Origin of the sequence: Blastococcus xanthinilyticus (assembly GCF_008124835.1) — a bacterium.
In the GTDB taxonomy this organism is placed as follows: Bacteria; Actinomycetota; Actinomycetes; order Mycobacteriales; family Geodermatophilaceae; genus Blastococcus; species Blastococcus xanthinilyticus.
Genome location: NZ_VNHW01000017.1, coordinates 49,596 through 73,502 on the forward strand (window position 1 = coordinate 49,596; position 23,907 = coordinate 73,502).

The window sequence follows — 23,907 nt, forward strand, 5'->3', positions numbered from 1 at the left end:
TCGGACCGGTGCTCCGGGACGTCCCGGGAGCCGGATGCCGGGCAGGGTAGGGCCGGCCGGTCGCGGGCCGACAGCGCTTTTCCGGTCCCCGGCGGGCGGTCGCGGCGCCGCCCCGGCGGCGCGCGCCGCTGGGTGCGGCGGGCCTCACCGAGGGTCACCCTCGGGTTCGGAGTTCCGCAGCGGTTCGGTTCCGTCCGCGGGCCCGGAGCGGCGACACGGGACGCGCGGTCCACTACGGTCGGCTGGGTGGGCAGCGTCGTCGCGCGCAATCGGGTGAGCGTCAGCGGCGTCCCTGGGGGACGGCCGCTGGTCTTCTCGCACGGCTTCGGCTGCGACCAGACGCTGTGGCGGCTGGTGGCCCCGTGCTTCGCCGACGACCACCGGGTCGTGCTGTTCGACCACGTCGGGTCCGGGCAGTCGGACCTGTCGGCCTACGACCCGGACAAGTACGGCTCCCTCGCCGGTTACGCGAACGACGTGGTCGAGATCTGCCAGGAGCTCGGGCTGTCCGACGTCGTGTTCGTCGGGCACTCGGTGAGCGCGATGATCGGCGTGCTGGCCTACCACCGCGCCCCGGAGCTCTTCGGCGCCCTGGTCATGGTCGGCCCCAGCCCGCGGTACGTCGACGACGTCGGCTACGTCGGCGGCTTCAGCCGCGCCGACATCGCCGACCTGCTCGACGCCCTCGACAGCAACCACCTCGGGTGGTCGGCCCAGATGGCGCCGGTGATCATGGGCAACCCCGACCGGCCCGAGCTGGCCGCGGAGCTGACCAACAGCTTCTGCCGCACCGCCCCGGACATCGCGCGCCAGTTCGCCCGGGTCACCTTCCTCTCCGACAACCGCGCCGACCTGCAGGGCATCGAGGTGCCCACGCTGGTGCTGCAGTGCAGCGAGGACCCCATCGCGCCGAGCCCGGTGGGGGAGTACGTGCACCGGCAGATCCCCGGCAGCGAGCTGGTGCGGCTGCGGGCGACCGGGCACGTGCCCCAGCTGTCCGCGCCGGAGGAGACCACCGCCGCCATCCGAGCGTTCCTGACGCCGTGACCGGCCGCAGCGATGCCCCGCCGCCCGGTCCGGACGACGGCTCCGACGCTCCGCGCAGCGACCCCGAGGCCTCGTCGCGGCTGGCGCGGCTGCTCGAGGGCGACCCGGCCGACCTCTACGAGAACGCCCCGATGGGCTACCTGTCCACGCTGCCCGACGGGCGCATCGTGAAGGTGAACCGGACCTTCTGCGCCTGGACCGGGCGGGCGCCGGGCGACCTGCTCGGCACCCGGCTGCAGGAGCTGCTGACCGTGGGCGGCCGGGTCTTCCACGAGACGCACATCGTGCCGCTGCTGCGGATGCAGGGGGCGGTGCGCGAGATCGCCATCGACATCACCCGGATCGACGGGTCGTTGCTGGCCTGCCTGCTCAACGCCGTCGAGCTCCGGGACGACGACGGCACGCCCCTGCTGATCCGCGCGACGCTGTTCGAGGCCACCGCGCGGCGGCGCTACGAGCGCGAGCTCCTGGCCGCGCAGCGGCTGGCGGAGGAGTCCGAGGCGCGGTCGCGGGTGGTGCAGAAGGTGGTCTTCGACCTGGCCGCCGCGACGACGCCCGAGGACGTCGCCACGGTCATCGTGCAGCGCGGGCGGGCGGCGATGAAGGCGCGTGGGGCCGCGCTGGTCCTCGTCGAGGGGGAGGCCGACGACCCCCGGGGGGTGCCGCAGCTGCGCCCGGTGCGCTCTGACGGGCTGTCGGCCGGGCTGCTGCGGCGACTGCGGGAGGCCGCCGGCAGCCGGCTGGCGCTGGAGCTCGTGCAGGGACTGCGGTCGATCGTGCTCGACGCCCGGCTCCGGGCGGACCAGCCCGACCTCGCGGCGGCGATGGTGGCGGACGGGGTGACCGACCTGGTCGTCGTGCCGGTGTCGGCCGACTCCAAGCGGCTCGGGGTGCTCGTGCTCGCGCGCGGCGCACCCGGCCGGGGGGACCTGATCAGCCTCGACGAGCCGGGCAGCTCCCGGCCGCCCAGCCCGGCCGAGGTCGACCTGCTCTGGACGCTGGGCCGCCAGGCCGGGCAGGCGCTGGAGCGGGTCCGGCTGCACGAGCAGACCCGGCTGCAGGGCGAGCGGGCCGCGTTCCTGCTGGAGGCGGCCCGGCTGATGGCCGACGCCGACGACGTCTCGGAGACCGTGCAGCGGCTGGCCGGGCTGGTGGCCTCGCGGCTGGCCACGGTCTGCGCCATCGAGCTGGTCACCGAGCAGGGGCTGACGCGGGCGGTGGCCCGGCACCGCGACGGGGCACGGCAGCCGCTCCTGGACCGGCTGCGCGCGAAGGACGCGTTGCTGCGCTCGCCGCTGCACCCGGCGGTGCGGGCGCTGCGCGAGGGCCGCACCCAGTGGATGCGCGACCGGGAGGAGGTCCGCGCGGTGGTCGACGCGGTCGCCGTGGACGACGAGTTCCGCGACCTGGCGGAGCAGCTGGAGCTGACCGCGACGGTCAGCGTCCCGATGGTCGTCGACGGTCGCCGGCTGGGCGTGATGACGTTCGCCGGTGACCGGCAGCGGCCGCTCACCGCCGCGGACGTGGAGGTGGCCGAGCAGCTGGCCCTCCAGCTGTCGCAGGTGCTGGACAAGGCGCAGCGGTTCGAGCTGGAGGAGCGGACGTCGCACACGCTGCAGGCGAGCCTGCTGCCGCCGTCCCCGCCCGACGTGCCGGGGCTCGACACGGCGGTGCGGTACGTGGCTGCGACCCACGGGGTGGACGTGGGCGGGGACTTCTACGACCTCGTCCGGCTCCCCGGGGAGCAGGTGTCGCTGGTCGTCGGCGACGTCGTCGGGCACGACATCACGGCCGCGGCCACGATGGGCCAGCTGCGCACCGTCATCCGCGCCATGTCCGCGGACGGTCCGCCCCCGGCCGTGCTGGTCGACCGCCTGCAGCGGAGCTGGGGCCTCTACGAGCTGCAGCGCATGGCCACGGCCCTGTTCGCGACCCTGGACCCGGCCACCGGAGGGCTGCGGATCGCCTCCGCCGGCCACCTGCCGCCGGTGCTCTGCGGGAGCGGCCGGGCGGAGTACCTGCCGGTGCGGCCGACCCGCATGCTGGGTGCGCCCCCCGTGCCGGCCGAGGAGTGGGCCGGCGAGCTGCCGGTGGGCGCGACGTTGCTGCTGTTCACCGACGGGCTCGTGGAGAGCACCGGCGCCGACATCGACACCGGCCTGGACCGGCTGCTCGAGGTGGCGGCGAAGGCCTGCGCGGGCGATCCCGGCGAGCTGTGCGACCGGCTGCTCGAGGAGCTGACGGGCGACCACCGGGCCGACGACATCGCGTTGCTGGCGCTGACCCGGCGGTGACCGCAGCGCCGTCCGGCTTCCGGCGGGGCCGGTTTCGCGCGACCATGGGGTCGACGCCGGGAGGAGGCGGTCATGGACCGGTCCGCGCGCGGGAACGCGGTCACCGAGGCGATCGACGGGGCCACCGGTGACTGGTCGCTGTCCGGTGACGCGATGCGCTGGTCACCGGACCTCCTCGGCCGGGCGCCGGGCGAGGTGGGCCCGCCCGCCGCGGGGCCGGACCTGCCGGGCGTGCGACGGCTGGTGACCGGGGCGCTGAGCTCCCTGGGAGCGGTCGCCACCGACGTCGTCGGGGAGCTGCGCCAGCTCACCCGGGGGTCGGCGCACGAGACCCCGGCCGAGCGGACCCGGGACGGCTGACCGACCGGACGCCGGCCGCGGGCGGCGACCCGGCGGGCGGGCGTGCGGCGCTGCCCTGTACAACCGGGGGGAGCAGCACCATCCCTAGGGAGTCGCATGAGCACCTCGTTGACACTGGCGCCCGCACCGCGGTCCGAGGCCGCGGAGCGGGTACGGGCGGAGGTGCGGGAGTTCCTCGCCGCCGAACTCGCCGCCGGCACGTTCACCACGCACGTCGACACCTGGCTGGGCGGTGTCGACCCGGCGTTCTCGAAGAAGCTGGGCGAGCGCGGCTGGCTGGGGATGACCTGGCCGAAGAAGTACGGCGGGCACGAGCGCTCGGCGATGGAGCGCTACGCCGTCACCGAGGAGCTGCTGGCCGCGGGCGCACCGGTGGCCGCGCACTGGATCGCCGACCGGCAGTCCGGGCCGAACCTGCTCACCTACGGCACCGAGAAGCAGCGCGAGGAGATCCTGCCGCGCATCGTCGCGGGGGAGTGCTACTTCGTCATCGGGATGAGCGAGCCGGACTCCGGCTCCGACCTCGCCTCGATCCGCACGAAGGCCACCCGCACCGCCGACGGCGACTGGCTGGTCAACGGCGCGAAGGTCTGGACGTCGAACGCGCACCACTCCCACTACGGGATCGTGCTCGTGCGCACCTCTCCGGCGGACTCCGCGAACCGGCACGCCGGCATGTCCCAGCTGCTCGTCGACCTGTCGCTGCCGGGCATCACGATCAACCCCATCCGCATCCTGGACGGCGGCCACCACTTCAACGAGGTGGTCTTCGAGGACGTCGTCGTCCCCGGGGACATGCTGCTCGGCGAGGAGGGCAACGGCTGGCACCAGGTGACCGCGGAGCTGGCGTTCGAGCGGTCGGGCCCGGAGCGGTTCCTGTCGACGTACCCGCTGGTCGCCGAGTTCGGCCGCCGGGTCGCCCAGACCGGTGACCCCGCGCAGCTCGCCGTCCTCGGGCGGCTGTCGGCGCGGGTGCTGGCGCTGCGCCAGATGTCGCTGCGCATCGCGGCCGCGCTGGACCGGGGCGAGCTGCCGAACATCCCGGCGGCGCTGGTCAAGGACGTCGGGACGACGTTCGAGGCCGATGTGATCGAGGAGATCCGGAAGGTGGTCGACGTGACGCCGTCGCTCGACTCGGCCGACCCGCTGGCCCGGGCACTGGCCGAGGCCCAGCTGCACCAGCCGGGCTTCACGCTGCGCGGCGGTACCAACGAGATCCTGCGCGGGATCGTGGCACGAGGGCTGGGGCTGCGATGACGACCGCGAGGGAGCGTCGCAGCGAGGAACGAGCGAGGAGCGGATCGAGCGCGGAGTCGAGCGAGGGGCAGAGCTGATGGCATCCGACCAGGACCTGGTGATCGAGACCGTCCGGGACATCCTCGGCTCGCACGAGCCGTTCGTGCTCACCGCCGAGCGGCGCTGGGACGAGCCGCTCTGGACGGCGCTGGCCGAGGCCGGGCTGACCGGTGTCGGGCTGCCGGAGGAGGCCGGGGGCTCCGGCGGAGAGCTGGCCGACGCGGTGGCGATCGTGCGCACCCTGGCGGCGGGCGCCGCGGCGGTGCCGGTGGCCGAGCAGCTGCTGGTCGCCGGGCCGGCGCTCCTGGCCGCCGGCCTCGACCTGCCGGCGCCCGAGCAGCCGACGACGTTCGCGATCGGCGACGCGGTCACGGTCCACCCGGTCGACAACGGCGACGGCCCGGGCCGGTTCACGCTCTCCGGCACGGTCACCGACGTCCCGTGGGCGGGGGCGGCGTCGTCCGTCGCCGTCCTGGTGCCCGCGCCCGCCGGGATGGAGGGGTCGCTGCTGGCGCTGGTCGACGTCTCGTCGCTGCCGGCGACCGATGCCTTCAACCTGGCCGGGGAGCCGCGCGGGACGCTGGTGCTGGACCAGGCCGCCGCCGCCGGTGCGCTGCTGACCGTCGCGCAGGCGGACGCGGTCCGGGCCCGCTACGCGCTGGCACGGGCCGTCCAGCTCGCCGCGGCGCTCGAGCAGGTGCTCGCCTGGACCGTGCAGTACGCGGGGGAGCGGCACCAGTTCGGCCGGCCGCTGGGCAAGTTCCAGGCGATCCAGATGGAGCTGGCCGAGATGGCCGGCGAGGTGACCGCGGTGACGGCGCTGACCGACGCCGCGGTGCAGGCGCAGGACCGGGCCGAGAACGTCGTGCTCGCCGCGGCCGCGGCGAAGGTGCGCGCCGGCGCGGCCGTGGAGGTCGTCGCCCGGCTGGCGCACCAGGTGCACGGGGCCATCGGGTTCACCCAGGAGCACAAGCTGCACCACCTGACGCGGCGGCTGTGGTCGTGGCGGGACGAGGCCGGCAGCGAGCTGGTGTGGTCGCGGGTGCTGGCGTCGGGGCTGCTGGCCGACGGGCCCGAGGGGTTCTGGCCGGCGCTGACCCGGGTGGGCTGAGCGAGGTGGGCACGGCCCGGGGACCGCTGGCGGACCTCACCGTCGTCGAGCTGACGTCGACGTTCCTCGGGCCGTACTGCTCGCTGCTGCTCGCCCAGCTGGGGGCGCGGGTGGTGAAGGTGGAGCCGCCGGAGGGCGACATCGTCAGGTACGTCGCCGACGAGCGGCGGACCGGCATGGGCCCGGCGTTCCTGAACTTCAACCGGGGCAAGGAGTCCGTCGTCCTCGACGTCGGCGCGGTGGCGGGCCGGGAGGCGCTGGACCGGCTGATCGACGGCGCCGACGTCTTCCTGCACAACATGCGCCCGGCGGCGATGCGCCGGCTGCGGATCGACCCGGACACCGTCCTGGCCCGGAACCCGCGGGTCGTCTACTGCCACGCCGTCGGTTTCGGCTCGGCCGGCCCGTACCGGGACGAGCCGGCCTACGACGACGTGGTGCAGGGCGTCTCGGGGCTCGCGGCGGTGCAGGGCGGCCGGGGCGAGCCGGAGTACGTGCGGACCCAGGTGGTGGACAAGACGGTGGGCGTGATGGCCGTGGCGGCCGTCCTCGCCGCGCTGCACGAGCGGGACGTCTCCGGCGTGGGCCAGGCCGTCGAGGTCCCGATGTTCGAGTCGATGGCCGCCTTCCTCCTCATGGAGCAGCAGGGCGCCCGCGTGCACGCGGGGCGCACCGGCGGCACGGGGTACGCGCGCACCGCCTCGCCGTACCGCAAGCCGTACCGCACCGCCGACGACACGATCTCCGTGCTGCTCTACACCGACGCCCAGTGGGCCACCTTCTTCCGGCTGGTCGACCGGCCCGATCTCGCCGACGACCCCGCGCTGCGCGGCATCCGCGGCCGGACCGAGCGGATCGACGAGCTGTACGCCCTGGTGGAGACCGAGCTGGCGGCGCGGACGACGGCGGCGTGGCTCGAGCTGCTCCGCGCGCACGCGATCCCGGCGATGCCGGTCAACTCGGTCGAGGACCTCTTCGCCGACGAGCACCTGACCGCCGTCGGGCTGTTCGAGGACGTGGCGCACCCCACCGAGGGCCCGCTGGTGCAGGCCCGGCTGCCCTGGACCTTCTCCCGCAGCGGCGCCCCGCACCTCCCCGGTGCCCCCGCGCTCGGGGAGCACTCCGGCCCGGTGCTGCGCTCGGTGGGGCTGGACGACGCGGCGGTCCGCGCGGCGGGCGGCGCCCCGCAGCACCCCGCCGGCGAGCCGCCGGCCGGCCCGCCCGCCTGAGGTCAGGTCGAGGCGGCCGCGCGGTCGGCGAGCACGAGCAGGACCGCCGCCGCCAGCACGCAGCCGGCGATCACGGTGAACCCGGCGCCGTAGCCCACGGCCGTGATCAGCGCCCCCACGGCGAGCGGCGCCACCACCCGGCCGAACTGGACCGCCAGCGCCTGCTGGCCCGACACCGCCGCGAACACCGGCGTGGGGACGAACCGCCCGAGCAGGGCGGGGCGGGCGATGTTCAGGACGCCGAAGCCGGCGCCGAACAGGAGGACGAACACCCCGGTCGCCGCCGGCTGGGCAGCAGGAAGAGCGCCGCGACGCCGACGGCCTGACCGAGGACCATCGCCGCCGTCACGGTGCCGATGCCCGCCCGCGCCGCGACGACCGTCAGGACGACCCGACCGGTCACCGACAGCGCGCCCAGCGCCCCGGCCGCCACCGCGGCCAGCCCGGCCGGCGCGCCGGCCTCGAGCAGGTAGGCGACCAGGAACACCGCCACGGCGGCGTTGGCCACCATCTGCAGCGCCGCGGCCAGGGTCAGCCAGCGCACCGCGGGCCGCCGGTAGGCGCCGCCCGGACCCCGGAAGGGGGAGAGGTCGACGTCGGGTGCGGCCGACGCGGCGGGCGTTCCGTCGTCGTCCGCGCGGCCGTCGGGCAGCAGGCCCAGGTCGACCGGGGCGCGGCGCAGCACCAGTGCGTGCGGCAGCGCGCACGCCGCGACCACGGCGGCGAGGACGACCAGGGCCGGTCGCCAGCCCACGCCGGCGATGAGGAACTGGGACGCGGGCAGGAAGATCGTGGAGGCGAACCCGGCGACCACCGTCAGCGTCAGCAGCGCCCGCGGGCGGTCGCGCCGGAACCAGGTGTTGATGACGGCGTACGCCGGCTCGTAGAGGACCGCTGCGCTGGCCAGGCCGATGCCGGCGAACGCCAGGTACAGCTGCACGAGGTCCTGCGCCCGCGACCAGGCGAGCACCGAGGCGCCACCCAGCAGGCTGCCTGCGGTCATCACCCACCGCGCGCCCCACCGGTCCAGCCACCGCCCGACCACCACGGCACCGAGCCCGCTGAGTGCGAGCGACAGCGTCAGCGCGCCGGAGAGCTGCGCGGTCGAGGCGCCGAACTCCTCCCGCATCGGCACGAGGAAGACGGCGAAGGAGTAGTAGAGGACGCCGTAGGAGACGGTCTCGGTGACGGCGAGCGCCCAGACCATGCGCCAACCGGGGAAGTCCCGGCGGCGCGCGACCGTCGAAGTGCGCCCGCCGCGGCTCAGCGCCGGCTCACTTCCGGCGGGCGATCTTGCCCGAGCCGGCCTGGTCCAGCGGGTAGACCAGGACGTCGGCGATCACCACGTGCGGCGGCTGGTCGGCCACCCAGGTGACCACGTTCGCGATGTCGGCGGCCGCCAGCGGCGTGACGCCGTCGTACACCGCGGCGGCGGCCTCCTTGTCGCCGTGGAAGCGGACCTCGGAGAACTCGGTCTCCACCATGCCCGGGTCGACCTCGCTGATCTTGACGCCGCTCCCGAGCACGTCCATGCGCATGCCGCGGGTGATCCGCTCGACCGCGGCCTTGGTCGCGCAGTAGACGGTGCCGCCGGGGTAGACCTCGCGCCCGGCGTTCGACCCGATGTTGATCACGTGCCCCGAGCCGCGCTCGACCATGCCGGGCAGCACGGCCCCCGACACGTTGAGCAGCCCGCGCACGTTGGTGTCGAGCATCTGGTCCCAGTCGTCCGGGTCGTCCTTGTGCAGCGGCGTCTTCCCCCGGGCGAGGCCGGCGTTGTTCACCAGGACGTCCACCGGCGACCAGCCCTCGGGCAGCGAGCCGAGCACCTCGTCGACCTGCGCCCGGTCGCGCACGTCGAGCGACACCGGCAGCACGGCGTCCCCGTGCTGCGACCGGAGGTCCTCGAGCCGGTCGCTGCGGCGGGCCGCGGCGACGACGCGCGCCCCCTGGGCGAGGAAGGCCTCGACGCAGGCGCGGCCGATGCCGCTCGATGCACCGGTCACCAGGACGACGGGGGAGGGGGCCATGGGTTGCTTCTTCCGCTCGGGGGATGGGGAGGGCGCGGTCACCGGCGGGAGCCGAGTGCCCGCGGGGAGGGCGGGACCGCCGCATCGGCGCGGTCGAACGTGACGCCGTCGGGGTGGATGTCCAGGTAGGAGTCACGGGAGAGCGCGACGTGGCTGTGCATGGCCTCGGCCGCGGCGCCGGCCTCGCCGGCGCCGATCAGCTCGGCGACCAGGCGGTGCTCCGCCCACGCGCGGGGGGCGATCGAAGACACCAGGGGAGCGAAGAACCAGCGGCTGCGCTGGGACAGCTGCTCGCCGAACGCCAGGAGGATGTGGTTGCGGGCGCTCTCCAGGACGGCGAGGTGGAAGCGCGCGGTGTGGGCGGCCATCTCCTGCGTCGGCACCCCGCGGGCCCGGTCGGCGTCGGCCTGGTCGCAGATCTCCAGCAGCCGCGCGGCGTCCTCGGGCGTGCAGCGCTCCGCGGCCAGCCGGGTCGCCTCCCGCTCCACCAGCTCGCGCGCCTCGAAGAACTCGTGCACCTCCCGCGCGGTGGGCTGCTTCACGAAGGCCCCGTAGCGCGGGCGGATCGTGATCCAGCCGTCCCGGTGCAGCCGCTGCAGCGCCTCGCGGACCGGGCCGCGGCTGACGCCCAGCTGCGCGGCGAGCCGCTCCTCGACCAGGTGGTCACCGGGGGCCAGGGTGCGGCTGATCAGCAGCTCCTGGAGCCGCTCGTACACGTGCTCGCGCAGCGGCAGGGTGGCGATCGGTCGTCCCTCGAGCACCGGTCCGCACCTCCACGCGACGTCGCGAATCGTCATCGTCCCGTGACACTGTAAACAGTAGACAGCCGGTTTTGTGAACTGCTTCACTGCTGTGACCTGACCTACAGATCGTGCACGCCCATCAGCTGGTGGGCGCCGGCGCGCGGGGCCCACCCCGCCACCGGCCCATGGTCCGCCCGACCCGGCACCCGACAGGAAGGCCACTGATGACCACGACCCTCGGCACCCACTCCGGCAGGCGGTCCCGCCTGCTGCTCTCCCTCGGCCTCGCCACGACCCTCGCGCTGGCCGCGTGCGGCGGCGACGACGGGGAGGACGCCGCGGCGGGAGGTGACGGCGGCGCCGAGTTCAACGAGCAGCTCACCTTCGCCACCGGCGGTACGGGCGGCGTCTACTACCCCTACGGCGGTGGCATGGCCAACCTGCTGAGCTCGGAGATCCCCGGCCTGACGGTGACCGTCCAGGAGACCAACGCCTCCGTGGACAACATGAAGCTGCTCGAGACCGACCAGGCGCAGATGGCGCTGGCCCTCGGCGACGTGGTCTCCGACGCCGCGAACGGCGAGAACACCTTCGAGGCGCCGCTGGACATCTGCTCCCTCGGGAACACGTACAACAACTTCGTCCACTTCTTCACGACGGCCGACACCGGGATCACCTCGATCGAGGACCTGGCGGGCAAGCGGGTCTCGCCCGGCGCGGTCGGCTCGGCCTCCGAGGTCACGGCCAACCGGATCATGGAGGCCGCCGGCATCGACCCGATGAACGACATCGAGCGGGTCCAGCTGGGTGTCGCGGAGACCGTCGCCGCCATCCAGGACGGCACCGTGGACGCCGGCGCCTGGTCCGGCGGCCTGCCGACCGGCGCCATCGTCGACCTCGCGAGCACCGACGACCTGGTCCTGCTCGAGACCGGCCAGTACGCCGACGCGCTGGCCGAGGAGTACGGCGACTACTACTTCGCCGAGGACATCCCGGCCGAGACCTACGAGGGCCAGGACGAGGCCGTGTCGAACGTGGTGTCGCCGAACATCCTGGTGGTCCGCTCCGACATGGACGAGGCCCTGCAGGAGGAGATCACCCGCACCATCTTCGAGAACGAGGAGCAGCTGCTCACCGTGCACCCGGCGGCCGAGGAGCTGAACGCGGAGACCGCTGACGAGGTCGGCTTCATCGAGACCTGCCCCGGCGCGCAGACCTACTTCGACTCGGTCGGCTGACCCGAACCCGAGCCCTCGTGCTGCCGGGCGCCGGAGATCCCTCCGGCCCCGGCAGCACAGGGGCGTCCCGCCCACGCATCGTGTCCCGCCGCCTGCTCGTCGTGCTGATCGGCGTCCTCGCCGTGCTCGCGGTGGCCGGTGGCGTCGTCGCGGTGGCCACGGCGGGCGGCGAGGAGCAGGCTGTGACCGTGCGCACGCCGGACGGCGGGCTCATCGCGCAGGTGCCTCTCGACGGCGACACCTTCGCCGTGGGCTACCGCAACAGCATCTACACGACCCTGGCCGAGGAGCGGTACCGGGTCCTGGCGGACGGCCGCTTCGAGCTGGTCGAGATCGCGGCCGAGCAGGTCGCCGTCCTCGAGGAGTACTACGCCGTCCCCGGGGCGCCCCAGCCGGCGCCGCCGGAGGACCGGCTCGACTTCGTGGTCGAGCCCGACCCCGGCCGGCCGGCCGTGTTCGAGGAACTCAACATCGCCGCCACCGACCTCGGTGAGCGCACCCTGTACGTCCCCGGCTCCGAGCCGGTCCCCATCTGGGAGCTGGTCGTCACCGACGACCCCTCCGTGATTCTCGACATCGAGGAGAACTGATGAATCTCCGACGCCGGACGCAGCGGCGGGCCGGATCAGATCCGGCCGCCGGCGGAGCGACGAGGGTGGCCGAGGACACCCACACGGACGACGGGGACGTGCCCGGCGCGCCGCCGGGCAGTCCGGGCGCGCGCCGGGGGGACGAGGACGCCTCGACCATCGACAAGTCCGGCTCCGGCCAGCGCGACGTCGACCCCGACAAGATCGACGAGGAGGCGCTGCTCGCCGAGTTCGAGGCGGAGAAGCCGGCGCGGCACCTCACCGGCATCCCGGGTCACGTCGTCGCCGTCGTCGGCGTCGGTCTCTCCCTCTACGCCCTCTACTGGGTGTTCAACCCGATGCCGCGGCAGGTGTACCTGCCGCTCTTCCTCAGCGTGGGGCTGTTCCTGACCTTCCTCACCTACCGCGGCTGGGCCCGGCGGGACAAGGACAAGGAGTCGGGCAAGGCCGACCACCCGAACGTCCTGGACTGGCTGCTCGCGCTGGCCTCGCTGGTCCCCGGGATCTACATGGTCTGGGACTGGCAGGGCTTCTTCCGCCGGGCGATCACCCCCACCGACACGGACCTGATCGTCGGCACGCTGCTCGTCGTGCTGATCCTCGAGGCCGCCCGCCGCACGGTGGGTGTGCTGGTGCCGATCGTGGTGATGGCGTTCCTGGCCATGGCCTACTTCGGGTCGTACATGCCCAGCCCGTTCACCACCGCCGACTTCGGCTGGATCCGGCTGATCGGCCACAACGTCATGGGCACCCAGGGCATCTTCGGGGTGCCGCTCGAGGTCGCCGCGACCTACATCATCCTGTTCACGATCTACGGCGCCGTGCTCGCGGCGTCGGGCGCCACGAAGTTCTTCATCGACCTGTCCTTCGCCGCGTTCGGCCAGTCGCCGGCCGGCCCCGGGCGCACGGTCACCCTGTCCGGCTTCCTGCTCGGCACGGTCTCCGGCTCGGGCGTCGCGACCACGGTGACCCTCGGTGGCTTCGGCTGGCCGCTGCTGCGCAAGTCGGGCTACCCGCCGGAGGCCGGTGGCGGTGTGCTGGCCGCGGCCGGTATCGGCGCGATCATGTCGCCCCCCACGCTGGGCGCCGCGGCCTTCATCATCGCCGAGCTGCTCAACGTCTCCTACCTCGAGGTGCTCGTCTGGGCCACGATCCCGACGATCCTGTACTACCTCGGCATCATCCTGGCGATCGAGTTCGACGCCCGCCGGCACGGCACCCACCAGGTCGACGTCGAGCACCAGTCCGCGTGGCGGCTGCTGCTCCGGTTCGGGTACCACTTCAGCTCGCTGGCCGCGATCGTCGTCTTCATGGCGCTGGGCTACACGCCCTTCCGGGCCGTGGTCTACGCCACCGTCCTCGCGTTCCTGCTGAGCTTCCTGGACCGCCAGCACTGGATGACGCCCAAGCGCATCTGGCACGCGTTCACCCAGGGGGCGACCGGCGCGCTGTCGGTCATCGCCGTCATGGCCGTCGCCGGCATCATCGTGGGCGTCATGACCCTCACCGGTCTGGCGCTGCGGCTGGCCGGCATCGTGGTCGACTTCGCCGGCGGCAACCTCCTGCTGACCGCGTTGTTCTCGGCGGTGGTGGTCGTGCTGCTGGGCCTGGCGGTCCCGGTCACGGCGAGCTTCATCATCTCGTTCGTGATCATCTCGCCGGCGCTGCAGCAGGTGGGCGTCGAGCCGTTCGCCGCGGCGATGTTCATCTTCTACTACGCGGTGCTCAGCGAGGTCTCGCCGCCGACGGCGCTCTCCCCGTTCGCCGCCGCCGCGATCACCGGGGCCAAACCGGTACCCACGATGTGGCTCACGTGGAAGTACACGCTGCCGGCCTTCCTCGTGCCGTTCATCTTCGTGCTCTCCGACAACGGCATCGGACTGCTGTTCGAGGGTGGTCCCGGCACCGTCGCCATCGCCTTCGTCGCCGCCGTGCTCGCCGTCAGCGCGCTGGCGGTGGTCACCGGCAAGTGGCTGATCGGTCCGGCCGGCTGGCCGGAGCGGATCCTCTTCCTGGGCGCGGCGCTCGCGCTGCTGGTCATGGAGCCGATGTGGATCGCCATCGGCCTGGGCCTCGCGGTCCTCGGCACGGTCGTGCACGTGGTCATGCGCCGGCGGGCGGGGCACGACGTCTCCGGCGGCATCGCCGGCCTGGTGCCCGGCGGGAGCGGCGAGGGCAGCGAGACGCCCGCCTCCGGCGAACCGGCGGCCTCCGGGCAGTCGGCCGGGTCGGGGGCGACCGCGGCTCCGGCCAGCACGACCACCGCCCGCGACGAGCGCTGAGGTGGGGGGCGGTGCGGAGGGGGCGGTGCTGATCTCCGGGGTCGCGGACCTGCACGTGCACGGGGCGCCGAGCCTGGTGGAGCGGCACGGCCTGGACCACGAGGTGCTCGGGGCGCACGGGACGGTCGGCATCGACTTCGCCGTCCTCAAGGCGCACGAGGGGTCGACGGCGGAGCGGGCCGCGCTGGCCGCGCTGCGGGAGGACGCCGCCGGGATCGAGGTGGTCGGCGGCATCGTGCTCAACTCGCCGGTGGGTGGGGCGAACCCCGATGCGGTCGAGGTGGCCGCGCGGCTCGGGGCGCGGGTGGTGTGGATGCCGACGATCTCCGCACCCGCGCACGTCGCCTCCGCCACCAGCCCGGAGCTGCAGGTGCACAAGGGCCTGGCCTTCCGGCAGGTCGACGTGGTCGACGGCTCGGGTGCGCTGCTGCCGGCCTGGCAGGACGTGCTCGACGTCGTCGCCGCCCACGACCTGGTGCTCGCCTCGGGGCACCTGACCTGTTCGCAGGCGCTGGTGCTCTTCCGCGCGGCGAAGGCCGCGGGCGTGGGGCGGATGCTGTTCAACCACCCGAAGATGCCGTTCCTGGATTGGGACGACGCCGCCGTCCCCGAGCTGACCGCCCTCGGGGTGGTGCTGGAGCTCGGCATCCTCCCCGACATCCTCACCGCCGGCCCGGGGTCGGTGAGCCTCGGCGAGGTCTACCCGCACGAGCTGCTGGCCTTCGGCGGCGACCTCGGCCACGCGCACTACCCGACGATGCCCGAGGCGCTGCCCGGCTGGCTGGCCGGGCTTGAGCGCACCATCGGGGAGCGCGACACGGAGTTGGTCATGACCACGGTGGGCCGCCGGCTGGTGCGCCGGTGATCCGGATCGCGCTGCTCCCCGGCGACGGCGTCGGCGAGGAGGTGCTCGACGGTCCCGCCCGGTTGCTCCGGCAGCTGGCCGACCAGGGGCTGCTCGAGGTGACCGGGCCCTGGCCGGTGGGCGCGCGCGCCGCGGCCGCCACCGGCGACGTGCTGCCCGAGGAGACCGTCGCGGCGTGCGACGCGGCCGACGCGATCCTGCTCGGGGCGGTGGGGGAGGACCCGGGCGTGCCGGCCGAGGTCTGCCCCCGGCCCGAGGTGGCGCTGCACCGGCTGCGCGAGCGCTACGACCTGCGGATCTCGGTCCGCGACATCCCGATGGAGGAGGGCCGCGACCTCACCGTCGTCCGCAACCTGATCGGCGGCTCCTACGGCACCGGGCCCGGGGACCGCACCTTCTCCGAGGACGGCGGCGAGGCGGCCGACGTCCTGCGGCTGACCCCCGAGCGGGTCGCCGAGGTCGTCGAGCTGGCCGTCGAGCGGCTGCGGACGCGCTCCGCCGACCCGGCCACCCACGGCCGCCTGGTGTCGGTGGACAAGGCGAACCTGTACGCCACCGGGCGGCTGTGGCGGCAGGTCGCCACCGAGGTCGCCGGCCGGCACGGGATACCGGTCGAGCACCGGCTGGTCGACCGGGCGGCGTTCGAGCTCGGTGCCGGTGCCCCGGTGCCCGACGTCATCGTCACCGAGGGGCTGCTCGGTGACATCCTGTCCGACCTGGCGGCCGGCCGGGCCGGCTCCCCGGCGCTGTGCGGCTCGGCGTCGATCCGCCCGGGCGCGCCGGCGCGGGGCCGGTGCGTCGGTCTGTTCGAGCCGGCGCACGGCTCGGCCCCGCGTCGCGCCGGCCGGAACCAGGCCGATCCGCTCGGCGGCTTCCTCGCGCTGGTCGCGCTGCTGCAGCACTTCGAGGCCACCCGCGCGCTCGGCGACCGGCTGCGGACCGCCACGCACACCGTGCTGCGGGAGGGGCCGTGGACCTACGACCTCGCACCCGACGGCGTGCCGCCGGCCACCACCTCGGAGGTGGCCGACGCCGTGTTCGCCGCCTTCGGCCCGGACACCGCTTCCGCCTTCGGCTCCGGCACCGCCGCACCGGCCCAGGTCGTGCGCGAGCCGGACGTGCGGGTGCCGGCCGACCGGCTGGAGACCTGGACCGCGGAGGTGCTCGAGTCCGTCGGGGTCCGGCCGGGGCACGCCCGCGAGGTCGCGCACGTGCTGGGCTACGCCGACCTGTCGGGGATCGACTCGCACGGCATCGCCCGGCTGCCCGCCTACGTCACCATGATCGGCAACGGGGCGATCGCCGCGGACGGGGAGCCGACGGTGCACTCCGACGGCGGCGCGGTCGCGCTCGTGGAGGGCCACGGCATGCTCGGCCACCCGGTGACGACGGTGGCGCTGACCGAGGCGGTCGAGCGGGCGCGGCGGTTCGGGGTCGGGTGGGTGAACGTGCGCGGCAGCAGCCACCACGGCGCCAGCGGCTCCTACGTCTACGACGCGGCCCGGCAGGGGCTGGTGGCCCTCGCCGCGACCAACACCGGGCCGATCGTCGCCCCGACCGGCTCGGCCCGGCCGTACTTCGGCACCAACCCGCTGGCCCTGGGCATGCCCGCCGCCGGGGAGGAGCCGATGGTCTTCGACATGGCGACCTCGGCCGTCGCGGGCGGCAAGTTCGAGATCGCGCTGCGGCTGGGGAAGGCGGTGCCGCTCGGCTGGGGCCTGACGCCCGAGGGCCTGCCGACCACCGACCCGGCGGCGGTCTACCCCGGGAAGGGCTCGCTCCTGCCGCTGGGCAGCGACCGGGAGCGGTCCAGCCACAAGGGCTACGGCCTGGCGCTGCTGGTCGAGCTCCTGACCGCGGTGCTCGCCGGAGCACCGTTCGGCCCGGGGGTCGGGAACCTGACCTTCCGCTCCGACCCGAAGCCCCCGGAGACCAGCCACCTCGTCGTCGTCCTCGACCCGGCGCGGCTGGGGGACCCGGCCCGGCTGCAGGCCGAGACCGCGCGGCTGCTCGGGGAGCTGCGCGTGCTGGCGCCGGTGGACCCCGGCGTGCCGGTGCGCACACCCGGCCAGCGGTCGGCGGCCGAGCGGGCCGCCCGCCGGGCGCACGGCGTGCCGCTGGACACCGAGACCGCCGGCGCGCTGCGCGAGCTGGGGACGCGGGTCGGCCGGCCCCTGGATGTGCCCGCGCGGTGACCGCGCCGCCCCTCCGAGCCGGAGCCCCGGGGTCGACCCGCGCGATCGTGCAGGCCGTCTCCGTCTCCGTCCTCGGGGTGCTGCCGGCCTTCCTCGTGGGCGCGCTGGCGGTGCAGGTCCGCGCCGACCTGGACGTGGGGCTGGGGCTGTTCGGCCTGGCCGCGGCGACGCTGTTCGCGGTCTCCGGCACCTGCGCGCGCCCGGGAGGCCGGCTGGTGCAGCGGCTGGGCGCCCGCCGCGGCGCCGTCCTGGCCGCGCTGCTGGCGATCGCCGCGCTGGCCACCATCGGCACCGCCTCCTCGGCGGCCTGGCTGATGGCCGGCCTGGCGATCGGCGGGCTCGGCAACGCCGTCGCCCAGCCCTCGGCCAACCTGGGCATCTCCGAGTTCGTCACCGAGCGCCGGCTGGGGCTGGCCTTCGGCATCAAGCAGTCCTCGATCCCGGCGGCCACCCTGCTCGGCGGGCTCGCGGTGCCGACCATCGCGCTGGGACCGGGGTGGCGCTGGGCGGTCGCGGCGGCGGTCGCGCTCGCCGTCCTGCTGCTCGTGGCGACGGCCGTCGGCGGACGGGACGCCCAGGCGGGGCCCCGGACGGCCGACCCGGGCGCGCAGGACGTCGGGCTGCCGCGCGGCGGGCTCGTCGTGCTCACCCTCGGCGGCTACCTCGGCTCGGCGGCCGCGACGTCCACCGGGGTGTTCCTGGTCGACTCCGCCGTGGCGAGCGGGGTGCGCCCCGGCCAGGCGGGGCTGCTGTTCGCCGCCTGCTCGGTGCTCGGCCTGGTCAACCGCATCTGGTTCGGGTGGCTGGCCGACCGGCACCCCGACCGCAGCCGCTACCTGTTCATCGCCAACCTGCTCGCCGGCGGCGCCCTCGGGTACGCCGCCCTGGCCACCGGGCAGGCGGTGCTGTTCGTCCTCGGCGCGGCGATGGCCTACGGCCTCGGCTGGGCCTGGACCGGGCTGTTCCACTTCGCGGTGATCCGCGACAACCGGGCCGCCGCCGCGTCGGTGACCGGCTTCGTGCAGACCGGGCTGTCCCTCGGTGCGGCCAGCGGACCGCTGTTCTTCGGCGTCGTGGCGGAGCACTTCTCCTATCCCGCCGCCTGGCTCGCCGCCGCGGTGCTCAGCCTGCTCGCCGCGCTGACGATCCGGCTGAGCCGCCGCATGGTCCGCCGGTCGCGCGGGCTGCCGGTCCCCGGGCTGCGCCGCCGGGTGCCGGTGCGGGCGGCCGACCTGCAGGCGCCCACCTGACCGCCCGCGCGACCTCAGCTGCGCCCGACCCCCGTCCCCACCTGCGCCCGACCTTCCACCACACCCGGAGGATCCGATGAGCACCTGCCGCCGTCACCCCGCGGGCCCGCGGCCCGACCCGGGGCTGCTCGCCCGCTGCCGCGACCTGCCCACCAGCATCCTGTCCGACAGCATGGAGCGGGCCGGTGGGATGCGCGGCCTGCACTGGGTGCCCGGTGGCCGCTGGCCCCGGGTGGCCGGGCCGGCGCTGACCGTGCGCACGCGCCCGGGGGACAACCTGGTGGTCCACCGCGCCCTCGACCTGGCCGCGCCCGGTGACGTGCTGGTGGTCGACGCCGGCGGCGTCCTCGAGCGGGCGATCCTCGGCGAGATCATGGGCCGCTACGCGGTCACCCGCGGGATCGCCGCGCTCGTCGTCGACGGCGCCGTGCGGGACGCCGAGGGCCTGGCCGCCGGGCCGATCCCCGTCTTCGCCCTCGGGATCAACCACCTCGGCCCGTACAAGGACGGGCCCGGCGAGGTGCACGGGCCGGTGCAGGCCGGGGGCGCGGTCGTGCGCTCCGGGGACGTGGTGGTGGGGGACGCCGACGGGCTCGTGGTCGTGCCGCACGAGCGCGCGGCGCAGGTGGTCGCGCTGGGGGAGCAGCGGCTGGCCGCCGAGGAGCAGATGTTCGCCGCGATCGACGCGGGGACGCTCGACCGCTCCTGGGTGCTCGCCACCCTCACCGAGGAGCTCGTGGCCGGGGACGGCCCCCGGTGACCTCCCGCTGGGGGCTACTCGGCTTCGGTGAGGCCGGCCGGGTCATCGGCGGGGCGGTCGCGGCCGCCGGCGTCGACCTGCTGGTGCACGACCGCGCACTGGCCGATCCGGACCGCGGCCCGGCGGTCCGCGCGGCCATCGCCGCCGCGGGTGCCACGGCGGCCGACGACGTGGCCGCGCTCGCCGACCGCGAGGTGGTGCTGTCACTGGTCACCCCGGCGACGGCGGTGGCCGCGGCCGCCGGGTTCGCGCCGCACGCCGGGGACGACGTCCTCTACCTCGACCTGAACTCCACCGAGCCGGCCGCCAAGCGGGAGGTCGCCGCGGCGCTGGCCGGCGTCCGGGTGGTCGACGGGGTGATGACCGGCGGGGGCATCACCCTCGACGGCGCCGCGATCCCGATCTCGCTGGCCGGGCCGGACGCCGCAGAGGCGGCCGGGCTGCTGGGCCGGCTCGGGTTCACCGCCTCCGTCGTCGGCAGCGAGGTCGGCGGGGCCGCGGCGCTGAAGATGCTCCGCACCGTGGTGGTGAAGGGCATGGAGGGCCTGTGGGTGGAGGCGCTGCTCGCGGCGCAGGAGCTCGACGTCGTCGAGCCGCTGATCGCGATGGTCGAGGAGACCCTCGACCGCTACCCGACCCGTGACTTCGCCACGATGCTGGTCACCACGCACGTGGCCCACGCCGGCCGCCGGGCGGTGGAGGTGCGGATGGCCCGGGACACCGTCGCCGCGACCGGCGTCCCGCCGCTGCTGTCCGGCGGGCTGGTGCAGCGGCACGAGCGCAGCGCGCGGGGCGTGGCGGCGGCCGGGCGGGTGCCCGGGGACCTGCCGCCGTCGCTGACCGCCGCGCTGGAGGTGCTCCGCGACCTGCCGGGGGACCCGGACCCGGGCGACCTGCCGGGGGACCCGGACCTGGGCGACCTGCCGGGGGACCCGGACCCGGGCGACCTGCCGGGGGACCCGGCCCCGGGCGCGCTGCCCGGCTGAGCGTTCCTCAGGCGTGCCGGGCCCGGCGCCGCAGCTGCTGCGCGGCGACCAGGCCGGGCCGGTCGCGCATGAGCATCCGGCGGGCCTGGACGACGACCGCGCCGGCGACGACGGAGACCGCCGCCGTGGTGAACCAGGCGACCGGGTAGCTGGTCGCCGCCACGAGCGCGCCGAAGAGCAACGGTCCGAGCGCCGCGCCGGCGCCCATGCCGCCCTGCGTGATGGAGGTGGCCCGGGCCGTCATGCCCGGGTGCATGCGGGCCACGGAGTAGGTGGACAGCCCGGCCCACGCCCAGCCGGTGCAGTAGCCGATCACCGCACCGCAGGCGATGAGCACCTCCACCCCGGTGCCCAGGAGCGCGTAGGAGAGGCCGCCGATGGCCATCTGGGCGGCGACGACGAGCAGCCACCGGGTGCGGACCCGGTCGGCCAGCCAGCCGAAGGCGATCCGGGCGGCGGCGCCGCTGGCGCTGGCCACCGCGGCCAGCACGCCCGCCGTGCCGGGGGAGATGCCGGAGTCGACGGCGGTGGCGACGAAGAACGAGCCGAGGGCGTTGCCGGTGGCCGCGCCGAGCGCGATGCCGCAGGCCAGCACGAGGAGTGCGGCGCGGCGGAAGGGCCCGGCCGCCTCCGACGCCTCGGTCGCGCCGCGCGGCGGGAGCCGGGAACCGCTGGGGACGGTCAGCACCAGGAGCAGCGCCATCCCCGCGCCGATCGCGAACGCCGGCCGCCAGCCGAACGGGATGGCCACCAGGGGCACCGCGACCCCGGCGAGCATCGTCGCCAGCGGGATCGCCGCCTGCTTGGTGCCGTAGGCCAGCCCGTGGTGCTCGGGCGCCACCGCCCGGGCGATCAGGTCGTTGCTGGCCGGCTGGCCGATGCCGTTGCCCCAGCCCGCGACGACCAGGGCCCCGACGAGCACCGGGGTGTGCTGCGCCGCCACGGAGATGACCAGCATGGAGCCGGCGGCCACCAGCGCCGAGAGCCGCACCACCGGGGAGGTGCCGAAGCGGCGGACCACCATGCCGGCGGTGAACGCGGACAGCGCGGAGGCGAAGAAGAAGCAGGCCACCAGCACGCCGAGCAGCGAGGGGCCGAAGCCGAGGTCCGCGCGCAGCTGCACCCACAGCACGCCGATCATGAAGCCGGGCAGCACGCCGGCGGTGGTGACGCCCACCGCCGCGGTGGCAGCGGCGCGGGAGCTCACCGGGTCGCGCGGTCGGCCCCGCGGGCGCATGCCGGTCAGGCCAGCAGGTCGTCGACGATGTGCTCGGCGATGGCCAGGGAGGAGGTGGCCGCGGGGGAGGGGGCGTTGCGCACCGCGACGACCGCGCCGGTGCGGGTGATCCGGAAGTCGTCGACCAGGCTGCCGTCGGCCTCCAGGGCCTGGGCGCGGATGCCTGCGGTCGCGGGGACCAGGTCGGCGACGGTGAGCTCGGGGACGTAGCGCTGGGCGGCCGCGGTGAACGCGCGCTTGCTCAGCGAGCCGCGCATCTCGGCGATGCCGGTCTTCCAGTGCTGCGCGGCGAATTTCCGGAAGCCGGCGTAGCGGACGATCTCGGCCAGCTCCCGCGGGCTGACGTCGCGCCGGCGGTAGCCCTCGCGCGCCATGGCCAGCACCGCGTTGGGGCCGACGAGCACCTCGCCGTCGAAGCGGGGGGTCAGGTGCACGCCGAGGAACGGGTACCGCGGGTCGGGCACCGGGTACACCAGGCCGTTGACCAGGCCGCGCTTCTCGGCGACCAGGGCGAAGTACTCGCCGCGGAAGGGCACGATGCGCGGCGCGGCGACGTCGCCGGCCAGCTCGGCCAGCCGGTCGACCTGCAGCCCGGCGCAGAGCACGACCTGGTCGACGACGAGCGCCTCGCCGTTCCCGCCCTCGACCACGACCTCCTCGGCCGGCCCCCCGGTGGTGTGCCGCAGCCCGGTGACGGCGAAGCCGGTGCGCACCGTGGCGCCGCGCCCCTCCGCGTCGGCGGCCAGCTGCCGGGTGATCTCGGCGTAGTCGACGATCGCGGTGCTGGGGGAGTGCAGCCCGGCGATGCCGGTGACGTGCGGCTCGAGCTCGTGCAGCTCCGCGCGGTCGATGATCCGGATGCCGGGAACCCCGTTGGCGCGGGCCCGCTCGGCGATGGCGTCCAGCCGGGAGCGCTCGGTGGCGTCGAGCGCCACGAGCACCTTGCCGACCTCCTGGTAGCTCAGCTCCTTCTCGGCGCAGAACTCCTTGAGCAGGCCGACGCCCTGGCGGCACAGCCGCGCCTTGAGCGAGCCCGGCTCGTAGTAGAGGCCGGCGTGCACCACGCCGCTGTTGCGGCCGGTCTGGTGCGCGGCGAGCCGGTCCTCCTTCTCCAGCAGGGTGACCTGGGCGTCGGGGCGCAGCTGGAGCAGTCGGCGCGCCACCGCGGCGCCGATGATGCCGCCGCCGACGACGGCGAAGCGAGAGGGTGTCATCGATCTCCGATCGTGTGCCGGCCCCGGTCACCCCCGCGCCCGGGGGCAGTTCCCGCAGGCCGCTACGGTGTGCCTGTGATCACAGTGGCCGAGTGTCCCAGCCGGGTCGTGCAGCCGTTCGCGCAGGGTGCCCGGCGGTGAGCGAGCTGCGGGGCGTGCTGCCCATCACCCTGACGCCGTTCACCGACGACGGCGATGTCGACGAGGCGAGCATCGACACCCTGGTCGAGGACTACCTCGGCGCCGGCGCCCACGGCCTCACCATCCTCGGGATCATGGGCGAGGCCGCCAAGCTCCTCGACGAGGAGCGGGAGCGGGTGCTGCGGCGCTACGTGCAGGCCACCGCGGGGCGCGCGCCGGTCGTGGCCGGGGTGTCGGCCCGGGCGACCCGGATGGCCCTGGACTACGCGCGCCGGGCCGAGGACGCCGGCGTCGCCGCGGTCATGCTGGCCCCGCCGGACAACACCAAGAACCTCGACCTGGTCTTCGAGCACTTCCGCCGGGTCGCCGAGGCGGTGTCGGTGCCGGTGGTCGTGCAGGACGAGCCGGTGAACACCGGCGTCACCATGCCCGCACCCTTCCTGGTCCGGCTGCTCGACGAGATCGAGGGCTGCCGGTACCTGAAGCTCGAGGAGACCCCGACCCTCCCGAAGATCACCGCGGTGCGGAAGGCGGTCACCTCGCCGGTCGGCATCTTCGGTGGGCTGGGCGGGGTGTACCTGTACGAGGAGCTGCTCCGCGGCGCGGACGGGATCATGACCGGCTTCGGCTTCCCGCAGGTCCTGGTCGGCACCTACGAGAGGTTCGTCGCGGGGCAGCGCGCGGAGGCGCAGGAGTACTTCTTCCGGCACCTGCCGCTGATCCGCTACGAGGCCCAGCTCGGCGTCGGCGGGGTCACCATCCGCAAGCAGGTCTTCGCCCGCCGCGGCGCGATCAGCTCGCCGCACGCCCGGTTCCCCGCCCCGCCGGTCGACGACATCACCCTCGCCGAGCTCGACGACCTGATCGCCGCCGTCGGCCTGTAGCCCACCCCCACCGGTCCGGCGCGCAGGCGTGGCCGGTCCCGCCTGCGAGAGGACACACCCGTGCGACTGACGTCCCTGCGGATCGATGGTGCCGAGCCGGCGGCGCTGGTGCGGCCGTCCGGTGCCGTGCTGCTCACCGCCGTGAACGAGGCCCT

The 23,907-nt window shown here is 75.1% G+C and carries 21 protein-coding genes; 15 read left to right on the forward strand and 6 right to left on the reverse strand.

Features of this window, described 5'->3' with window-relative positions; translation table 11 throughout:
• Positions 1 to 246 precede the first annotated feature (246 nt).
• From BD833_RS19965 to BD833_RS19990, 6 genes are all read left to right on the forward strand, one after another.
• A complete protein-coding gene (locus BD833_RS19965) occupies positions 247 to 1,047 on the forward strand; it encodes an alpha/beta fold hydrolase (RefSeq protein WP_166534912.1) in 801 nt (266 codons plus the stop codon).
• Entirely contained in the window at positions 1,044 to 3,341 is a 2,298-nt protein-coding gene (locus BD833_RS19970; RefSeq protein ID WP_166534913.1) for a SpoIIE family protein phosphatase, read from the forward strand. Before BD833_RS19965 ends, BD833_RS19970 begins: the two co-directional genes overlap by 4 nt.
• Positions 3,342 to 3,413: 72 nt before the next feature.
• Positions 3,414 to 3,701, forward strand: coding sequence for a hypothetical protein (locus BD833_RS19975; RefSeq protein WP_166534914.1), 288 nt, complete (start codon positions 3,414 to 3,416; stop codon positions 3,699 to 3,701).
• Between the two features lie 96 nt (positions 3,702 to 3,797).
• The gene (locus BD833_RS19980; RefSeq protein WP_166534915.1) at positions 3,798 to 4,958 is read left to right on the forward strand and encodes an acyl-CoA dehydrogenase family protein; all 1,161 of its coding nucleotides are present in this window, start codon (positions 3,798 to 3,800) and stop codon (positions 4,956 to 4,958) included.
• A 76-nt stretch (positions 4,959 to 5,034) separates the two neighbouring features.
• A complete protein-coding gene (locus BD833_RS19985) occupies positions 5,035 to 6,108 on the forward strand; it encodes an acyl-CoA dehydrogenase family protein (protein WP_166534916.1) in 1,074 nt (357 codons plus the stop codon).
• 5 nt (positions 6,109 to 6,113) lie between these two features.
• Complete coding sequence (locus BD833_RS19990; protein ID WP_166534917.1) at positions 6,114 to 7,337, forward strand: CaiB/BaiF CoA transferase family protein; 1,224 nt, start codon at positions 6,114 to 6,116, stop codon at positions 7,335 to 7,337.
• Between the two features lie 2 nt (positions 7,338 to 7,339).
• Here the strand turns inward: BD833_RS19990 and BD833_RS23110 are convergent, their stop codons facing one another.
• The 4 genes from BD833_RS23110 to BD833_RS20005 form a co-directional block, all read right to left on the reverse strand.
• Positions 7,340 to 7,609, reverse strand: coding sequence for a hypothetical protein (locus BD833_RS23110; protein ID WP_243737837.1), 270 nt, complete (start codon positions 7,607 to 7,609; stop codon positions 7,340 to 7,342).
• Positions 7,570 to 8,544, reverse strand: a complete 975-nt coding sequence (locus BD833_RS19995) for an MFS transporter (RefSeq protein ID WP_243737838.1) — start codon at positions 8,542 to 8,544, stop codon at positions 7,570 to 7,572. Before BD833_RS19995 ends, BD833_RS23110 begins: the two co-directional genes overlap by 40 nt.
• 67 nt (positions 8,545 to 8,611) lie before the next feature.
• Positions 8,612 to 9,367 (reverse strand): SDR family NAD(P)-dependent oxidoreductase, encoded by a 756-nt coding sequence (locus tag BD833_RS20000; protein WP_166534918.1) that lies wholly within the window; start codon positions 9,365 to 9,367, stop codon positions 8,612 to 8,614.
• A gap of 38 nt (positions 9,368 to 9,405) precedes the next feature.
• A complete protein-coding gene (locus tag BD833_RS20005) occupies positions 9,406 to 10,128 on the reverse strand; it encodes a GntR family transcriptional regulator (protein WP_166534919.1) in 723 nt (240 codons plus the stop codon).
• Between the two features lie 206 nt (positions 10,129 to 10,334).
• Between BD833_RS20005 and BD833_RS20010 the strand changes: the two genes are divergently transcribed.
• The 8 genes from BD833_RS20010 (at position 10,335) to BD833_RS20045 (ending at position 20,276) form a co-directional block, all read left to right on the forward strand.
• Positions 10,335 to 11,348 (forward strand): TAXI family TRAP transporter solute-binding subunit, encoded by a 1,014-nt coding sequence (locus tag BD833_RS20010; RefSeq protein WP_166534920.1) that lies wholly within the window; start codon positions 10,335 to 10,337, stop codon positions 11,346 to 11,348.
• Between the two features lie 80 nt (positions 11,349 to 11,428).
• The gene (locus BD833_RS20015; protein WP_243737839.1) at positions 11,429 to 11,938 is read left to right on the forward strand and encodes a hypothetical protein; all 510 of its coding nucleotides are present in this window, start codon (positions 11,429 to 11,431) and stop codon (positions 11,936 to 11,938) included.
• A 65-nt stretch (positions 11,939 to 12,003) separates the two neighbouring features.
• Positions 12,004 to 14,220: a TRAP transporter permease gene (locus BD833_RS20020; RefSeq protein WP_243737840.1), complete on the forward strand. Its 2,217-nt coding sequence runs from the start codon at positions 12,004 to 12,006 to the stop codon at positions 14,218 to 14,220.
• Positions 14,221 to 14,245: 25 nt separating this feature from the next.
• Positions 14,246 to 15,085, forward strand: a complete 840-nt coding sequence (locus BD833_RS20025; protein ID WP_166534923.1) for a DUF6282 family protein — start codon at positions 14,246 to 14,248, stop codon at positions 15,083 to 15,085.
• Complete coding sequence (locus tag BD833_RS20030) at positions 15,082 to 17,280, forward strand: Ldh family oxidoreductase (RefSeq protein WP_166534924.1); 2,199 nt, start codon at positions 15,082 to 15,084, stop codon at positions 17,278 to 17,280. The genes BD833_RS20025 and BD833_RS20030 overlap by 4 nt, the downstream gene beginning before the upstream one ends.
• The gene (locus BD833_RS20035) at positions 17,277 to 18,530 is read left to right on the forward strand and encodes an MFS transporter (protein WP_166534925.1); all 1,254 of its coding nucleotides are present in this window, start codon (positions 17,277 to 17,279) and stop codon (positions 18,528 to 18,530) included. Before BD833_RS20030 ends, BD833_RS20035 begins: the two co-directional genes overlap by 4 nt.
• Before the next feature lie 76 nt (positions 18,531 to 18,606).
• A complete protein-coding gene (locus tag BD833_RS20040) occupies positions 18,607 to 19,290 on the forward strand; it encodes an RraA family protein (RefSeq protein WP_166534926.1) in 684 nt (227 codons plus the stop codon).
• Entirely contained in the window at positions 19,287 to 20,276 is a 990-nt protein-coding gene (locus BD833_RS20045; RefSeq protein ID WP_243737841.1) for a DUF1932 domain-containing protein, read from the forward strand. The genes BD833_RS20040 and BD833_RS20045 overlap by 4 nt, the downstream gene beginning before the upstream one ends.
• Before the next feature lie 7 nt (positions 20,277 to 20,283).
• Here the strand turns inward: BD833_RS20045 and BD833_RS20050 are convergent, their stop codons facing one another.
• Together BD833_RS20050 and lhgO are read right to left on the reverse strand one after the other, a co-directional pair.
• Positions 20,284 to 21,513 (reverse strand): MFS transporter, encoded by a 1,230-nt coding sequence (locus BD833_RS20050; protein ID WP_243737842.1) that lies wholly within the window; start codon positions 21,511 to 21,513, stop codon positions 20,284 to 20,286.
• 5 nt (positions 21,514 to 21,518) lie between these two features.
• On the reverse strand, positions 21,519 to 22,727 hold the full coding sequence (lhgO, locus tag BD833_RS20055; protein WP_166534927.1) for an L-2-hydroxyglutarate oxidase: 1,209 nt from the start codon (positions 22,725 to 22,727) through the stop codon (positions 21,519 to 21,521).
• A gap of 137 nt (positions 22,728 to 22,864) precedes the next feature.
• Between lhgO and BD833_RS20060 the strand changes: the two genes are divergently transcribed.
• Positions 22,865 to 23,752, forward strand: coding sequence for a dihydrodipicolinate synthase family protein (locus BD833_RS20060; RefSeq protein ID WP_166534928.1), 888 nt, complete (start codon positions 22,865 to 22,867; stop codon positions 23,750 to 23,752).
• The last annotated feature ends 155 nt before the right edge of the window (positions 23,753 to 23,907 follow it).

Coding starts and splice junctions, on each gene's coding strand:
- BD833_RS19975 (WP_166534914.1), top strand. CDS start 3,414: ATGGACCGGTCCGCGCGCGGGAACGCGGTCACCGAGGCGATCGACGGG.
- BD833_RS19980 (WP_166534915.1), top strand. CDS start 3,798: ATGAGCACCTCGTTGACACTGGCGCCCGCACCGCGGTCCGAGGCCGCG.
- BD833_RS19985 (WP_166534916.1), top strand. CDS start 5,035: ATGGCATCCGACCAGGACCTGGTGATCGAGACCGTCCGGGACATCCTC.
- BD833_RS19995 (WP_243737838.1), bottom strand. CDS start 8,544: ATGGTCTGGGCGCTCGCCGTCACCGAGACCGTCTCCTACGGCGTCCTC.
- BD833_RS20000 (WP_166534918.1), bottom strand. CDS start 9,367: ATGGCCCCCTCCCCCGTCGTCCTGGTGACCGGTGCATCGAGCGGCATC.
- BD833_RS20010 (WP_166534920.1), top strand. CDS start 10,335: ATGACCACGACCCTCGGCACCCACTCCGGCAGGCGGTCCCGCCTGCTG.
- BD833_RS20040 (WP_166534926.1), top strand. CDS start 18,607: ATGAGCACCTGCCGCCGTCACCCCGCGGGCCCGCGGCCCGACCCGGGG.
- BD833_RS20050 (WP_243737842.1), bottom strand. CDS start 21,513: ATGCGCCCGCGGGGCCGACCGCGCGACCCGGTGAGCTCCCGCGCCGCT.
- lhgO (WP_166534927.1), bottom strand. CDS start 22,727: ATGACACCCTCTCGCTTCGCCGTCGTCGGCGGCGGCATCATCGGCGCC.